Annotated in this window: 15 protein-coding genes; 14 read left to right on the top strand and 1 reads right to left on the bottom strand. The window is 44.4% G+C overall.

Annotation, left to right across the window (positions count from 1 at the left end):
* Positions 1-15: 15 nt before the first annotated feature.
* Complete coding sequence (locus tag B5D54_RS11695; RefSeq protein WP_078926722.1) at positions 16-2,493, bottom strand: penicillin-binding protein 1A; 2,478 nt, start codon at positions 2,491-2,493, stop codon at positions 16-18.
* Between the two features lie 141 nt (positions 2,494-2,634).
* On the opposite strand from B5D54_RS11695, the gene pilM reads away from it, so the two are divergent.
* The 14 genes from pilM to B5D54_RS11625 all read left to right on the top strand — a co-directional run bounded on the left by pilM (position 2,635) and on the right by B5D54_RS11625 (position 16,153).
* Positions 2,635-3,657 (top strand): type IV pilus assembly protein PilM, encoded by a 1,023-nt coding sequence (gene pilM / locus B5D54_RS11690; protein WP_078926721.1) that lies wholly within the window; start codon positions 2,635-2,637, stop codon positions 3,655-3,657.
* Entirely contained in the window at positions 3,647-4,240 is a 594-nt protein-coding gene (locus B5D54_RS11685) for a PilN domain-containing protein (protein ID WP_078926720.1), read from the top strand. Before pilM ends, B5D54_RS11685 begins: the two co-directional genes overlap by 11 nt.
* Entirely contained in the window at positions 4,233-4,823 is a 591-nt protein-coding gene (locus B5D54_RS11680) for a type IV pilus inner membrane component PilO (RefSeq protein WP_078926719.1), read from the top strand. Before B5D54_RS11685 ends, B5D54_RS11680 begins: the two co-directional genes overlap by 8 nt.
* A complete protein-coding gene (locus tag B5D54_RS11675; protein WP_078926718.1) occupies positions 4,813-5,331 on the top strand; it encodes a pilus assembly protein PilP in 519 nt (172 codons plus the stop codon). Before B5D54_RS11680 ends, B5D54_RS11675 begins: the two co-directional genes overlap by 11 nt.
* 24 nt (positions 5,332-5,355) lie before the next feature.
* Positions 5,356-7,077, top strand: coding sequence for a type IV pilus secretin PilQ (locus B5D54_RS11670; RefSeq protein ID WP_078926717.1), 1,722 nt, complete (start codon positions 5,356-5,358; stop codon positions 7,075-7,077).
* A 186-nt stretch (positions 7,078-7,263) separates the two neighbouring features.
* Positions 7,264-7,782 (top strand): shikimate kinase AroK, encoded by a 519-nt coding sequence (gene aroK, locus B5D54_RS11665; protein WP_078926716.1) that lies wholly within the window; start codon positions 7,264-7,266, stop codon positions 7,780-7,782.
* Between the two features lie 27 nt (positions 7,783-7,809).
* A complete protein-coding gene (gene aroB / locus B5D54_RS11660) occupies positions 7,810-8,901 on the top strand; it encodes a 3-dehydroquinate synthase (RefSeq protein WP_078926715.1) in 1,092 nt (363 codons plus the stop codon).
* A gap of 21 nt (positions 8,902-8,922) precedes the next feature.
* Positions 8,923-10,386 carry an AAA family ATPase gene (locus B5D54_RS11655; protein WP_078926714.1) on the top strand — a complete coding sequence of 488 codons (1,464 nt, stop codon included), beginning with the start codon at positions 8,923-8,925 and terminating at the stop codon, positions 10,384-10,386.
* A gap of 69 nt (positions 10,387-10,455) precedes the next feature.
* The gene (locus tag B5D54_RS11650; protein ID WP_078926713.1) at positions 10,456-11,277 is read left to right on the top strand and encodes a Dam family site-specific DNA-(adenine-N6)-methyltransferase; all 822 of its coding nucleotides are present in this window, start codon (positions 10,456-10,458) and stop codon (positions 11,275-11,277) included.
* 126 nt (positions 11,278-11,403) lie between these two features.
* Positions 11,404-12,075, top strand: a complete 672-nt coding sequence (gene rpe / locus B5D54_RS11645) for a ribulose-phosphate 3-epimerase (RefSeq protein WP_078926712.1) — start codon at positions 11,404-11,406, stop codon at positions 12,073-12,075.
* 28 nt (positions 12,076-12,103) lie between these two features.
* Positions 12,104-12,784 (top strand): phosphoglycolate phosphatase, encoded by a 681-nt coding sequence (locus B5D54_RS11640; RefSeq protein ID WP_078926711.1) that lies wholly within the window; start codon positions 12,104-12,106, stop codon positions 12,782-12,784.
* A gap of 131 nt (positions 12,785-12,915) precedes the next feature.
* Entirely contained in the window at positions 12,916-13,938 is a 1,023-nt protein-coding gene (gene trpS / locus B5D54_RS11635; protein WP_078926710.1) for a tryptophan--tRNA ligase, read from the top strand.
* 58 nt (positions 13,939-13,996) lie between these two features.
* Positions 13,997-14,575 carry an aminodeoxychorismate/anthranilate synthase component II gene (locus B5D54_RS11630; RefSeq protein WP_078926709.1) on the top strand — a complete coding sequence of 193 codons (579 nt, stop codon included), beginning with the start codon at positions 13,997-13,999 and terminating at the stop codon, positions 14,573-14,575.
* 366 nt (positions 14,576-14,941) lie between these two features.
* Entirely contained in the window at positions 14,942-16,153 is a 1,212-nt protein-coding gene (locus B5D54_RS11625) for an aspartate aminotransferase family protein (RefSeq protein ID WP_078926708.1), read from the top strand.
* Positions 16,154-16,221: the final 68 nt, after the last annotated feature.

The raw sequence follows: 16,221 nt of genomic DNA, 5'->3' as shown, positions 1-16,221 counted from the left end.
GGGTGGCCATATGGATTAGAAGAGCCCATCTCCGCCATCAGATGAGTAAATATCTTGGGTATCTTCTGTCACATATTCGGTGGGTTCCGTCCCTTGAATGAAATATTCAAACAAGGAGCTGGAATCCAGTTTATGCGTTAACAAACCACTTTCCCGATCAATTCTGACGCGAACAATCTTTTTCGGAATTGGAGTATTTTCTACGGCCACATCGGCTAAAGCAGAGCGCATAAAATCAATCCATGCGGGTTGTGCGGTTTTGGCTCCTGCCTCAGCACCAGAAATATCATCCTCAATATTTGGATTAGGGATAGTTTTTCCAAGATTGCGGTTGTGGTCATCAAAGCCAACCCAAGCGGTGGCTACGATTCCAGGACCATAACCGTTATACCAAGCATCTTTAGAATCATTGGTGGTTCCCGTTTTTCCACCAATATCACGACGTTTTAATACTTGAGCTCTCCAGCCCGTTCCGTTCCAGCCTGTTCCATCACGCCAGTTACCGCCTCCCCATATGTTGCTGTAGAGCATTTCTCGAATTAAAAAGGCGGTTTGTTCCGAGATAACTTGAGGCGCATAAAGCGCGTCTGCATCTTGTTCATGAAAGTCGTTGGTTGACGTTTGACAACCGTGATGGCACACCGCTTTGGGGGTTGCGGCAAATTCAAGTTCTCCATGGGTATTCTCGACTTTACTGATGTAGAAAGGCTCGACATAGTAGCCTCCATTGGCAAACACTGAGTAACCCTGAGCCATTTTTACAGGGGTTAAACTCCCGGCGCCTAAAGCGATGGTTTCAGAACGGGGAACTTGGCTTAATTCGAAACCAAAACGAGTTAAGTATTGGCGAGTTTCATCTAAGCCGACTTCGCGGAGAACTCGAACCGCCATCACGTTCTTCGATTGAGCTAAGCCAATGCGTAAACGGGTTGGGCCGATATAAGTTGGCGGTGAGTTCTTGGGTCTCCATGCCGTACCTTGACCTTCATCCCACTGGTTAATTGGTGCATCATTGATCAGCGTCGCTAAGGTTAGCCCCTTATCTAAGGCCGCAGAGTAGATAAAAGGTTTGATACTAGAACCTACTTGTCGGATCGACTGAGTTGCACGGTTGAAATTACTGTGCACAAAGTTAAACCCTCCAACCAGTGCTAAAACAGCCCCGTTATCTGGATTCATGGCAACAAAGGCGGTATTGGCATTAGGAACTTGGCTCAGTTTCCAATAAGCCTCTTGGGTATCAGGGTTTTCTTGGCGACGAACCCAAATTTGCTCGCCCTCAACCAAAATATCACTGGCTTTACTAGGCAATGGCCCTTGTCGGTCATCGTTAATAAAACGTCTGGCCCAGTTCATGTCCTCCCATGCGATGTTTTGTAAGTGATGGTTTCTAACCCATACTTGCGCCGATTTCTGTTCAACCTTGAGTACAACCGCAGGGAAAAGATCGCCATAGATGGGTTCACTGCGAAGATGTGTGTTGAGTTTATTGGTTTCCCAAGTAGTTTGACCCGCTTTCCACAGCACCTTCTCGGCTCCGCGGTAACCATGTCGTTCATCATAGGCAAGTAAGTTATCAATGGCAGCTTGGTTCGCTGCTTGTTGTTGCTTTGAATCAATGGTGGTGTAGATATTCATGCCTGAAGTATAAGCATCTTCTTCACCATAGCGCTCAACCATCCATGCTCGAGCAATTTCAGCTACATAAGGCGCTCGTAATTCAATTTCAGCGCCATGGAATTTTGCATCCAATATTTCTGCTCGAGCTTGTTCATATTCGTGTTCAGTGATGTAGTTTTCAGACAACATTCGGAGCAGAACTACGTTGCGACGTTGGGTTGCTCGTTCCACCGAATGGATAGGGTTCATGGTTGAAGGTGCTTTAGGTAAACCTGCAATAGTGGCTATTTCACCTAGCGTCAAATCTTTTGCATCTTTTCCAAAATAGGTTTGAGCTGCTGCGCCTACTCCATAAGAACGGTAACCGAGGTAGATTTTATTCAGATAAAGTTCAAGAATTTCATCTTTAGTCAGGAGCTGTTCAATGTGAATAGCGATGAATATCTCTTTGATTTTTCGCATAATCTTCTTTTCATTAGATAAGAAGAAGTTACGAGCTAACTGCTGGGTAATGGTACTTGCCCCTTGTGAAGCACTGCCTGATGCGGCAACAGCAAAGGCGGCTCGGGTAATGCCGATAGGATCAAATCCATAATGTTCGTAAAAACGGGAGTCTTCGGTGGCAACAATGGCTTCTATCAGTTCTTTAGGCATCTCCTCTAGTTTTAGAGGAATACGCCGTTTCTCACCAAATTGGGCGATGAGTTTGCCATCTTGACTAAAGACTTGCATTGGCGTCTGTAATCGAACGTCTTTTAATGTGGCCACATCGGGTAAATCTGATTTCACATAAAAATAGAAGCCAAAGATTGTTGTGACTCCAAGAATAATGCAAATCAATGAAAATATAAGTAAACGCTTTATGAACTTCACCGGAGAATCCCTGTTTAGTAGAGGCTGTCTTAATACAAACCCCTGTACTCTAGACTAAAACCTCAGTACTTAAAAATAGTGAACGATTATTTTCTCAAAAATAGTCGTTTAATGCTGAGTGTTGTTACTGGAGTTAATGGCATGGGTAAATCATTAGTTACAGGTGTTGATATTGGGCATCACAGCATTAAAGCTGTGGTTTTAAAGTTAAGTGGCGATACCTATTCGCTCGTTAGCTATAAAGAAATTGCCGTAACCGGCGACATTTTCGCCGATAACTACACGCTGGATTATCAGAAAATTGTAAAGAAACTCAAAGAACTCAAAAAGAGCCTACCTTTGTTTAACCGCAAGGTCTCTATTGCCGTACCTGATAACTCGGTCATCAGCAAAATATTGCAAATAGAAAGTGATCTTGAGCCCGCTGAGCAAGAATTTGCTATTTATCAGGCGTTCTCTCATCAGTCACCATTACCGATTGACGATCTGAGTTTAGATTTCATTAAGATATCAGATAACGTACTGGGACGAAGTCGTAGTGCAACGTATCAAGTCTATGCTACGCGCCGTGAAGTGGTGGAAAGCCGTATTTCTGCTTCTGAAAAGGCAGGCCTTAATCCAGTACTTCTTGATGTACAGATGCACAGTTTAGTGCGTATCTGGCAGCAAGTGAGCCAAATTCAGCAGAGAACGAATTGGATGTTACTTGATATTGGCTATAGCCAAAGTTCTTTGTGCCTTGATTTCATCGATAAAGCCCCATTTTGTAAAGAGATACCACTGGGTACTCGTTGGTTTAACCAAACTGAGCAGTCAGAGGGAAGTCATGATGTTGCATCGTTGGACAGCTCAACCGATGTACAAGCCTTTAATCAAGAGTTTGTTGAACGATTGGCGCGGCAAATTCAGCTATTTACTTCCGTACATGGCACACACAGTTTGGCGGGAATATGGCTTTCTGGAGGGGGAGCTTCTATCTCCGGATTAGCGGAGGCGATTAGTGAGCGACTCGCATTACCATGTGAGCGGTTTACACCGCTCTCTATCTTTAGTCATAAATTGAATAAGCGTCGGCGAACGTTAAATGAGCAGCAACGATTCAGTACCGCTGCTGGGTTAGCGTTACGAGGTATTGAATGGTTGGAGAGTGGGCATGCTGCATAACATTAATTTGTTGCCGTGGCGAGAAGTACAGCGAGAAGCCTATCGGCAGCATTTCATCCATTTATTAATCTTAGGCGTACTTTTAGCGCTGGGCGTGCAAGGGGTGGCGGGAAGCTATCTAGAGCAGCAGAAGCAACAGCAGCAGGGGCGACTGGATTTTCTTAACCAGCATATTCGCCAGTTAGATGAACGCCTTCATGCTTTAAAAGTGACAGAGCAAGAACATAAAGCCTTATTAACCCGTTTAAAAGTGGTGGAGGCTTTGCAACAGAAACGCAATAAAAGTACTGACTTTATGCACCTGATGCCGGAGTTAATTCCTGAAGGCGTCTATGTCGATAAAATCAAGATGAATGGGCAAGAGGTCGAAATGAACGGTATTAGCGATAGTACTGCGCGTTTGGCGACCATGTTGGATAATTTGGAAAAATCGCCTCAGTTATCTGCAGTGGGAATGCACTCGATTGTGTCGGGCAATCGTCGCTTTGGTAAGCAGTTTCAGAGTTTTAAAGTCTCTTTCCTCTTTCATACTTCCGATCAAGTGGTTCAAAAGCCCGCTCAAAAGGAGGCTTCTCATGACTAAAGCGTATGATTTAGATTTCGACGAGCTAATGGAGTGGCCAAGAGCGGCGCAGCTGGTGGTGATAGCGCTGCTGATTATGGTGATTCAAGCTGCTGGTTATTGGTTTTATCTATTACCAAAGCAAGAAGGCCTGGAGGGGCTGAAGCAGCAAGAGCAAACGCTAAAATCCACTGTCCGGATTAAGGCCAGTAAAGTGGCCGCGTTACCACAGCTACAAACGCAATTAGATGAATTATCCGATCGCTATGATTTTTTGCTACGTCAACTCCCTGTACAGCAAGAGCTGGCCAGTATGTTAGCGTCGGTGAATGAGTTGGGGCTAAAAAATTCTCTCACTTTCACCAGAATTGATTGGGGAGAAAAGCTGAACCAAGAGTTCCTATACCGTTTGCCTCTCAATATCGAACTGACGGGAAATTATCACAATATTGGTGACTTTTCAGAAGCCATTGCCAAGCTGCCCCGAATTATTAACTTTGATGATGTGGACTGGCAAAGGGTCAGTCAGGAAAGCAGTACCTTACACTTTAGGGTTCGTGCGTATACCTACCAGTTTAAATCGGAGGTGAAAGATGAGAAGTAGCCTTAGATTTTTAGGCTGGCTATGCCCTTTGTTATTGGTTGGTTGTCAAGCCAATGAAGACTCTCTAGAGGATTACTTACTTGAGGTGGAATTACAGACTCAAAGAGAAGTGGCTCAGCTTGCGCCTGTGGTTCAGTTTCAAGCCTTTCATTATGGACAACATGGCAAACGAGAACCGTTTGTCTTGCCCCAAGAAGCGCTAGTACAAAATCAGTCGGTTACTCAGTCTGACTGTTGGCAACCGGTACCTCGCAGTAAAACCGGAACGCTGGAACGTTATCCTCTCAATCAACTGCGTTTAAGAGGAGTCATGAGTAGTGGAGGCAGTATCTCTGCCTTAGTTCAAACGCCGAGTGGAACGGTCGTCAATGTGAAAGCAGGGCAATACCTCGGATTAAATAATGGACGAATCACTCGAGTTGCTGATGATTATCTATTGATAAAAGAAACCCTGCCTGATGGCTTAGGGTGCTGGAATCAGCGTAATGTCAAATTGGCTTTGAAATAAGTTTTTCAGTTTAGAGACCTAACTATGATTAAAGGATTAAATTCGGTAGTGGTACGTAGTTTGCGTTACCTGTGTATAGGCGTGTGGACACTGTCGGCTGTCAGCGTTGTTGCCAGTGAATTAACAGGAGCGAATCAATTAAAGAATATTGATTTTCGTTTAAATAAAAATAAAGAGGCGGTTTTGATCGTCGAGTTGGCCTCTCCCTCAACGGTAGTGGACGTACAAAAAAAAGCTCAAGGATTAACGATTGAACTACTCAATACGGAAGTTGCTGATGATCAGCTCTACTTATTCGATGTAAAAGATTTTGCTTCAGCGGTGGAAACGATTGAAGTGTTTCGTCAAGAGCCAAGTACTTTGCTCGAAGTGAGTATTCAAGGGGCCTTTAAGTATGATTATTCTTTACGCAGCCAATATTTAGAGGTGGTCATTACCGAACTAAAGAAGGAAGAACCCGCCCCTCTTCCTAATTTGATGGAAAAACAAGGTAAGCTTATCTCCATTAACTTCCAAGATATTCCTGTTCGAAATGTCTTACAGTTAATTGCGGATTACAACCAATTTAATTTAGTGGTTTCTGACTCAGTTAAAGGGAACTTAACCCTACGTTTGGATGGTGTTCCTTGGCAGCAGGTGCTTGATATTATTTTACAGGTCAAAGGGCTTGATAAGCGCGTTGATGGAAACGTGATTCTCGTTGCACCGAAAGAGGAGTTGGATTTACGAGAAAAGCAACAACTCGAGAAAGCGCGTTTAGCGGAAGAACTGGGTGATTTACGCTCGGACATCATCAAAGTACATTTTGCGAAAGCCTCGGATATTGCTGAGATGATAGGTGGAAGTGGAACTGTCAATATGTTATCAGAGCGTGGTTCTATTAGTATTGATGAGCGAACGAATGCCCTCTTGATCCGCGAATTACCTGAAAACATTAAAGTGATTCGTGAAATCATTGAGTCACTGGATATTCCTGTCAAACAAGTACAGATTGAAGCCAGAATTGTGACGGTGAATGAAGGCAACTTAGACGAATTAGGGATCCGGTGGGGGATGTCATCGAAAAACGGCAGTCATACCGTGGGCGGTTCTATTGAAGGAAACATGAACACGATTGGCTTATATGAGCCGGAAGATGGTACCGAAATGATCAATAACTTCTTGAACGTTAACTTGGGGGCCACGGCTGCTAACGCCTCAAGCATTGCGTTTCAGGTCGCAAAATTGGGGTCAGGGACTTTGCTAGATCTTGAATTATCAGCGATGCAGCGCGAGTCTAAAGCTGAAATCATTTCGAGCCCACGGTTGATCACCACCAATAAAAAACCCGCTTACATTGAGCAAGGTACGGAAATCCCCTACTTAGAATCTTCTTCTAGCGGGGCAACGACGGTGGCATTTAAAAAAGCGGTTCTCAGCTTGAAAGTGACACCTCAAATCACCCCAGATAACCGTTTGGTACTGGATTTAAGTGTCACACAGGATCGCCCTGGTGATGTGGTTAAAACCGGCACAGGGGAAGCGGTAGCGATTAATACTCAACGGATTGGTACCCAAGTGTTGGTCAATAATGGAGAAACCGTTGTTCTGGGTGGTATTTTCCAACATAGCTTGACTAATACCATAGATAAAGTGCCTTTACTGGGTGATCTCCCTTTTCTTGGAGCACTCTTTCGCCGTAGTTATCAGCAATTGGGTAAAAGTGAATTGCTGATTTTTGTCACGCCTCAGGTGGTGATTCAATGACTTAGCGTCATTATTTCCGCTAAAGTAAAATTAAAGTTGCATTAGTGGCACCTTATCTAGATAATTTCGGGTCTTATCACGAATTATCTGTGAGGAATCGGTGCCACAAGCATTCCCATCGCTAACATTAGTATGGCGGACTTTGTGGCGATGTCATTGAATTAACGTTGTAAATTACTGCTAAACATGGCTGAAAAACGCAATATTTTTCTTGTTGGCCCAATGGGTGCTGGCAAAAGTACAATTGGTAGACACTTAGCTCAACAACTGCATATGGAGTTTGTTGATTCTGATACTGTCATTGAAGAGCGCACCGGCGCAGATATCGCTTGGGTATTTGATGTTGAAGGTGAAGAAGGCTTCCGTAAACGTGAAGAAGCGGTGATCAATGATCTCACTGAAGAACAAGGTATTGTTCTTGCCACGGGTGGTGGTTCGGTGATGAGCAAAGAAAATCGTAATCGTCTTTCTGCTCGTGGCGTGGTTGTTTACTTAGAAACCACAATCGAAAAACAATTAGCACGGACTAACCGTGATAAAAAACGTCCGTTGTTGCAAACGGACAATCCTCGTGAAGTTTTAGAAGCACTGGCTGGTGAGCGTAATCCGCTGTATGAAGAAATGGCAGATATTACCGTACGTACCGATGATCAAAGTGCAAAAGTGGTAGCCAACCAGATCGTAAAAATGCTAGAAGAACACTAACCAGTTCTTTTATTCGGAGTGCAAACCATGGAACGGATTACGGTCAGTTTAGGTGAGCGTAGCTACCCAATCTCAATTGGTGCCGGATTATTTAATAATCCGGCCCTTCTTCCTCTTTCTGAAAAGCAAAAAGTGTTGGTGATCACTAACCACACAGTCGCGCCATTGTATGCTAAACAAATGCTTTCATTACTGGAACAGCGTGGATGTGTGTCATCTGTGCTGGAGCTTCCTGATGGTGAGCAATATAAAAGTTTAGAGACTTTTAACACCATCATGAGTTATTTGCTTGAGCATAATTATAGCCGTGATGTGACGGTGATTGCTTTGGGTGGAGGGGTGATTGGGGATTTAGTCGGATTTGCTGCTGCGTGTTATCAGCGGGGAATCGACTTTATTCAGATACCGACGACATTATTGGCTCAAGTGGACTCTTCTGTCGGCGGAAAAACCGCAGTGAATCATCCCTTGGGTAAAAATATGATAGGGGCTTTTTACCAGCCTAAAGCCGTTATTATTGATACTCACTGTTTAGCCACTCTCCCTGAACGTGAATTTGCTGCGGGAATGGCGGAAGTGATCAAGTATGGCATCATCTATGATTATGACTTCTTTGTTTGGTTAGAAGAACATATGGATGCCTTATATGCGTTAGATGAACAAGCGTTGTCTTATGCTATTGCGCGTTGTTGCCAAATTAAAGCGGAAGTCGTGGCTTTGGATGAAAAAGAGTCGGGGATTCGTGCGCTGCTTAATTTAGGTCATACCTTTGGTCACGCGATTGAAGCTGAGTTAGGTTACGGCTGTTGGCTGCATGGCGAAGCGGTTGCCGCAGGAACCATGATGGCTACCGTCACCGCTCAGCTACAAGGGCTGATCACTGAGCAGCAGCAAGCACGTATTCGTGCCATACTAGAAAGAGCGCATTTGCCCGTACATACCCCAGACAGCATGACGTTTGAGGATTTTATCGAGCATATGATGCGAGATAAAAAAGTGTTAGCGGGAGAATTACGACTGGTATTACCTACGGCAATTGGACGTTCAGAAGTAGTGAAAGGTGTGCCTCAAGCGGTGATAAAACAAGCCATTGAAGCGTGTCGTATAACCCATAATTAAGTGGCATCATTAGGATCGTTGATGAGTTTAGCACATGAATTAGAGTTAGATTCACAAGTCGAGCTGCTAGAGCGTTTGCAGCTCTTGACCCGTTTTGGTTCCAACTTCGTCAATGTTTTTGGTGGGTTAGGTGCGGGAAAATCTTGGTTGGCTCAACGCTACTTAGAGCATTGGGCCGAGGATAAGAATCAATCTCTGTTACTCTGTCATCCCAATCAAACGGATGAACAGCGTAGGCTCACGATTTTAAACCAGCTTGTTTCAGACCCTCTCTTTAATCCAAATGATGCTTTATTGGATAGCTTTTCCTATCTTATTGAAGAAGAAACGTGTGATATCGTTATTGCCATTGATGATGCTCATCTATTATCCGATACCTTACTTTCCGAGTTATGGATGTGGGTATTAGAGGCACAAAGTGAGCCTCGTTGGACGATTAATGTTGTGTTATTCGCTCAGGCAAACAGTCTTGATGCTTTGCTGACTCGCTTAACTTATGGCCAAGAACACAAACCGATTGAGCTAGAAATTGAGCCGCTGAGCCAATATGAGGCTGATCGTTTGTTTGAACAGCGAGTGATGCGTTATGTTGAGCCTGAAATGGAGCGTCAGGTACGTGCGGCATTCAAGAAGGTCAAACGCTTTCCGGGGGAGATCATGGCACTAACCGATCAGAAAAGTGAAAAAAGGATCATCATTCGTTCTATTATTGCTTCGCCATTCAAGATAGCACTGGTGATCATTCTGCTTCTCCTCGTAATTGGAGGAGGGTATTGGTGGATGTGGTCGCAACCTTCTGCGGATGAAAAAAGTCAGCAATGGATTCAGAGCCAAAAAAGCATTGAGCAAACCGTTATTCCTACTTTATCGCAGGATGATGTGGCGTTAAGCCAAGCTGAAACCGTGGAAAAAACGTCGCCAACTCTCCCCGATCTAAGCGGTGTGGACGATGATTCTGCCTCGCTCCCCCCTGATATTAAAGAAAGATCAGAAGGGGTGGGAATGGCGGATTCTGAGCATCAACGTATCGTGATTAGCTCTGATGTGGTGGACGCATTATTAGAGGAAGAACCAACGCCGCCGATTGAGCCAAAGATTAATCGTGATCTTGTGGCAAAAGAGATGTTGCCTGATGAATCGGATGCTCGAGTGAGTGCGAATGAACAATCCAACCTCATTCGCTTCTCTTTTGCCCGAGAAACGTTACTTGAGATGTCTCCTCGTAGTTATACGTTACAACTGGCCGCGGTTAATTCGTTGCAAGAAGTTCAAGCATTTATTGATCAATACCAGTTAGAAGGGCAGGTGAACGTCTATCCTACCTTACGTAATGAGGTTGATTGGTATATCGTCACCTACAGTAATTACCCTACTATTCAGTTGGCGCGTGATGCGGTAGCGACCTTGCCTTCAGCCATTCAAGCGTTGGGACCGTGGGCAAAATCGCTCAGCCAAGTACAACGAGAGATTGAGCGTGCGAAATAACGCTGAGTTTGAGCGGAAAATATGTTACATTCCGCTCCCTTATTTTTCGGTGATTGATTAGAGCGGTAGATGAAAAAGCAGCGTGCCTTTTTGAAATGGGCTGGGGGGAAGTTTGGCCTAGTCGAAGAGATCCAACGCCATTTGCCACCTGCCCAAGAGTTGGTTGAGCCCTTTGTTGGTGCAGGCTCAATCTTCTTAAATAGTGATTTTGAACACTATTTATTGGCGGATATTAATCCCGACTTAATCAATTTATACAATTTGCTAAAAACGGATCCGGAACATTACATCCGTGAGGCGAAGCGTTGGTTCACGCCAGAGAATAATCGTAAAGAAGCCTATTTGGATGTTCGTAAACAGTTCAATGGCTGTAATGATATTATGTACCGCTCACTGGCTTTTCTTTATATGAATCGGTTTGGGTTTAATGGTTTGTGCCGTTATAACAAAAAAGGCGGTTTTAATGTGCCTTTTGGTTCGTACAAAAAACCGTATTTTCCTGAAGCGGAACTCGAATTTTTTGCTGAAAAAGCACAACGAGCAACGTTTATCTGTGCGGGTTACCATCAAACTTTCAGCCAAGCTGCGCAAGAGAGCGTGATTTATTGCGATCCTCCTTATGCTCCCCTGTCGACGACGGCAAATTTCACCTCATATTCGGGGAATGGCTTTTCACTCGACGATCAAGCCGCACTGGCAGATGTCGCAGAAAAAACGGCTCAAGAACGTGGTATCCCTGTGCTTATCTCCAATCATGATACGATTTTAACTCGTCGCCTGTATCATGGAGCTCAATTGAATGCGGTGAAGGTGAAACGCACCATCAGTCGTAATGGTGCTGGGCGCAATAAAGTCGATGAATTACTCGCGCTGTTTACGCCTAATAAGTAATTTGTTCGCGGATTCTTCGAGCCTGTTTTCAGAAAGAGATCTGGCTGCATACTAGGATCTCAACACTTCCTTAGGTTAGAATGCATTACCGCCGTTCTGCGCATTCCATCACCAAAGAGGTTAGCTATGAAAGATTTCCTGATTGCCCCATCCATTCTCTCAGCCGATTTTGCTCGTTTAGGAGAGGACGTTGAAAAAGTATTGGCAGCAGGGGCTGATGTGATCCACTTTGATGTGATGGACAATCACTATGTACCCAACCTCACTTTTGGCGCTCCAATTTGTAAAGCGTTACGAGACTATGGCATTACCGCCCCTATTGATGTCCATTTAATGGTTAAACCTGTCGATAGAATCATTCCTGATTTTGCGAAAGCGGGCGCATCCATGATTACCTTTCATGTGGAAGCCTCTGATCATGTGGATCGCACATTGCAGTTGATCAAAGAGCATGGTTGCCAAGCGGGAGTGGTATTAAACCCTGCGACACCATTGAGCCACCTTGACTACATCATGGACAAAGTTGACCTTATTCTATTGATGTCGGTCAACCCTGGATTTGGCGGCCAATCTTTTATTCCTCATACGTTAGACAAATTGCGTGCTGTGCGTGAACGCATTGAGCAAAGTGGTCGCTCTATCCGTTTAGAAATCGACGGCGGTGTTAAAGTCGACAACATTGCTGAAATCGCTCAAGCGGGGGCCGATATGTTTGTCGCCGGTTCGGCGATTTTTGGTCAACCTGACTACCAAGCCGTCATTCATGCGATGCGTACAGAACTGGCCAAGGTGAAGTAACCCTCATTTTAATGATTAGGAAGATGTTTTGCAGCCGATAAAGTTAATTGCCTTTGATCTCGATGGCACCTTGTTAGACAGTGTGCCAGATTTAGCGATGGCAGCGGATCAAGCGGTTCAAGCACTAGGGTTCTCTGGTGTGTCTGAACACCAAGTACGCGATTATGTCGGTAATGGTGCCGATGTATTGATCGCTCGCTGTTTAAGCCAAAGTTTACATATAGACCCCTCATTGACCCCTGATTTACGCCAGCAGGCACGTGAGCGGTTTGATGATTATTATGCGAAAACTGGGCATAAATTGAGCCACCTCTACCCGCATGTTAAACAGACATTAGTGCAGCTTTACCAAGCGGGTTTCATCTTGGCGTTAGTCACCAATAAACCCAGTAAGTTTGTGCCGGATGTATTAGCGCAACATGGTATTCGTGAATTTTTCAGTGATGTTATTGGTGGGGATACCTTCGCGGAGAAAAAACCGAACCCGATGGCGTTAGAGTGGCTACTCGAAAAGTATCAGCTTGCCCCACAACAGATGTTGATGGTGGGCGATTCTAAAAATGATATTTTAGCGGCTAAAAATGCTGGATGTGCGTCGTTTGGTTTAACCTATGGCTATAACCACGGTGAGCCCATTTCCGATTCCGATCCGGATGTCGTTGCAGACGATATTGCTCAGCTCATTGATGTGGTTATGGTTTACGCGTAAAAATTGTCACTTGCCACTAGTAAAATACTCATCAATGAGTACACTGCTATCTTGTGCTCGCTACTGGCGAGCACATTTGTTCACAGAGTTTTCAGTCTTATCTCATATTCAGTAACAAGGAAATCATACCCATGAGCAAACCCATCGTATTGAGTGGTGTTCAACCGTCAGGTGAACTAAGTATCGGTAATTACTTGGGTGCTCTACGTCAATGGCAACAGATGCAAGACGATTATGATTGTCACTATTGTGTGGTTGATCTCCATGCGATCACGGTTCGTCAAGATCCGAAAGCATTGCGTGAAGCAACCTTAGATGCATTGGCAATTTGTTTAGCGGTTGGTGTTGATCCACAAAAGAGCACGCTATTTGTTCAGTCACATGTACCAGAGCATGCTCAATTGGGTTGGATTCTTAACTGTTACACGCAAATGGGCGAATTGAGCCGTATGACTCAGTTCAAAGACAAATCTGCGCGTTACGCCAATGATGTCAATGCTGGTTTATTTGACTATCCGGTGCTTATGGCTGCCGATATTTTGTTGTATGGTGCACACCAAGTACCTGTGGGTAGCGATCAAAAACAGCATCTGGAATTGGCGCGAGATATTGCGATTCGATTTAATAATATTTACTGTCCTGATTCGAAAACGCCAATTTTTACTATTCCAGAGCCTTACATTCCGCAAGTGAACGCTCGTGTTATGAGTCTACAAGATGCGACGAAGAAAATGTCGAAATCGGATGATAACCGCAAAAATGTGATCACTTTGCTGGAAGATCCTAAATCGATCATCAAGAAGATCAATAAGGCACAAACCGACACAGAAACGCCACCACGTATTGCTTATGATGTGGAAAATAAAGCGGGTATCTCTAACTTAATGGGGCTCTATTCTGCGGCGACGGGTAAATCTTTTGCTGACATTGAAGCCCAGTATGCAGGGGTTGAAATGTACGGACCATTTAAGAAAGAGGTTGGGGAAGCCTTAGTTGCGATGCTGGAACCGGTTCAAGCTGAATATCACCGAATTCGTGATGACCGCAGTTATCTTAATAGTGTTATGAGCCAAGGGGCGGAGAAAGCGTCGGCTCAAGCTTCGATGATTTTGGAAAAAGTCTTTGATGCGGTTGGTTTTGTTCCTCGTACTTAATTGATCTCTCAGGCCAGTGAGACTGGCCTATTTTTTATTATTTGTCTGCTAATTGCTCATGTTGCTGATCATCGATAACTACGACTCTTTTACCTATAACTTATACCAGTACTTTTGCCAGTTAGGGGCAGACGTTCAAGTCGTGCGTAATGATGCGATCAATATTGAGCAGATTGAAGCCCTTGCTCCCAGCCACCTAGTGATTTCACCGGGGCCTTGTACCCCTAACGAAGCGGGGATCTCTCTCGCCGCGATTGAACATTTTGCTGGAAAGATCCCGATGTTGGGTGTTTGCTTGGGTCATCAAGCGATTGCACAGGTGTTTGGGGGAAAGGTCGTTCGCGCCCGACAAGTCATGCATGGTAAAACCTCACAGATACGACATACGGGGAAAAGCGTATTTACCGGATTAAATAACCCACTGACCGTTACTCGCTACCATTCATTAGTCGTTGAGCAAGGAACGTTATCAGAGGCATTTGAATTGACTGCTTGGACTGAACATTCCGATGGCTCCATGGATGAAATCATGGGCTATCAACATAAAACATGGCCGATAGAGGCTGTACAGTTTCATCCTGAATCGATAAAAACAGAGCAAGGCCATCAATTATTGGCCAATTTTTTACGCCGTTAATCATCGAGCCTGATCACTTTTTTTACATTTATTTTGTTTTTGGCAGTCATCGTCATTTTTGAAAATTTATGCGCCAAATTTTCTGCTGATTCTCTTCCCTCCCTTATTCATTCCACGATTACTCGCTATTTTTTAATGAAAGAGAAAAAGATCTTTATAAATATTTCGATTTAATGCATAAATAATCATATTGAATGGTGGTTGCTAATTTGAACGACAATCAAAAAGAATAATTCACTATTGAAATGGTTAATATTTTGTAAATAAAATGCTTAGCAAGCTAGAATGCAATACAAAATCTTCCACTAAGGTTTTGTCACCCCATTGTTGGGCTGCTTGGCATGCAGTATCGAGAGGGAATGTGTAATGACAGTGAAAACAAATGTGGATCGTAGTTTATTTGATGAGGTGATGGTGCCTTGTTATAGCCCAATGGACTTTATTCCAGTCAAAGGGCAAGGTTCTCGTGTCTGGGATCAGCAAGGCCGTGAATATATCGATTTTGCGGGAGGCATTGCGGTCAGTTGCTTAGGGCACTGTCATCCGGCGATGGTTCAAGCATTAACAGAGCAAGCGAATAAGTTGTGGCATCTAAGCAATATCATGACCAATGAACCTGCTTTACGGTTAGCAAAAAAATTAACGGAGATCAGCTTTGCTGAGAAGGTCTTTTTTGCTAACTCAGGAGCAGAAGCGAATGAAGCGGCACTGAAACTGGCTCGCCGTTATGCCACGGATAATTTTGGCCCGGAAAAATCAGAAATCATCGCTTTTTACCAAGGGTTTCATGGTCGAACCTTCTTTACGGTCACTGTGGGGGGGCAATCGACATACTCTGATGGTTTTGGTCCAAAGCCCGGCAATATTACTCATCTCCCTTATAATGATATTAGCGCGTTGCAAGCACAAATTTCGGATCGTACCTGTGCGGTGATCATGGAGCCATTGCAAGGAGAGGGGGGAATTGTTTCACCCTCGGCAGAGTTTGCTCAAGCCGTACGTGAGCTATGTGATAAACATAATGCATTACTGATTTTTGATGAAGTGCAAACGGGTAATGGGCGTACGGGAGATTTTTATGCCTACCAAGGTATCGGTGTGACACCTGATATTCTTAGTACGGCCAAATCGCTCGGAGGAGGTTTCCCCATTGGCGCAATGTTGACGACCGATAAGCTGGCAAAACATTTAAGTGTCGGTACGCATGGCTCGACTTATGGCGGAAACCCATTAGCGTGTGCTGTTGCAGAAGCAGTAGTCGATATCGTAAGCCAGCCTGAAACGTTAGCTGGCGTGACGGAGCGCGGTGAGTGGATTCGTCAAGGTTTGGCTAAAATAAATGATAAGTATCAAGTTTTTAAAGAAATTCGTGGGAAAGGTCTATTGGTTGGTGCTGAGCTTAATGAGCAATGGCAAGGCCGAGCAAGAGATATTCTTGTCGCAGCCGGTCAGCAAGGTTTAATGATGTTGGTGGCGGGAGCCAGTGTGATACGCATTACCCCATCACTGATTATTAGTCAGCAAGAGATCGAGCTTGGTTTGGAAAAATTGGATCAAGCGATTGCTTCACTGGTTTAAATCGCTTGATTCACCACACCCACCATGGAGTCGGTGGGTGTGCCTCTAGGTTTCATCTCTACCTAGAT

The sequence above is a fragment of the Vibrio cincinnatiensis DSM 19608 genome (assembly GCF_900167345.1).
In the GTDB taxonomy this organism is placed as follows: Bacteria; Pseudomonadota; Gammaproteobacteria; order Enterobacterales; family Vibrionaceae; genus Vibrio; species Vibrio cincinnatiensis.
This window is presented reverse-complemented; position numbering and strand designations above follow the sequence as displayed.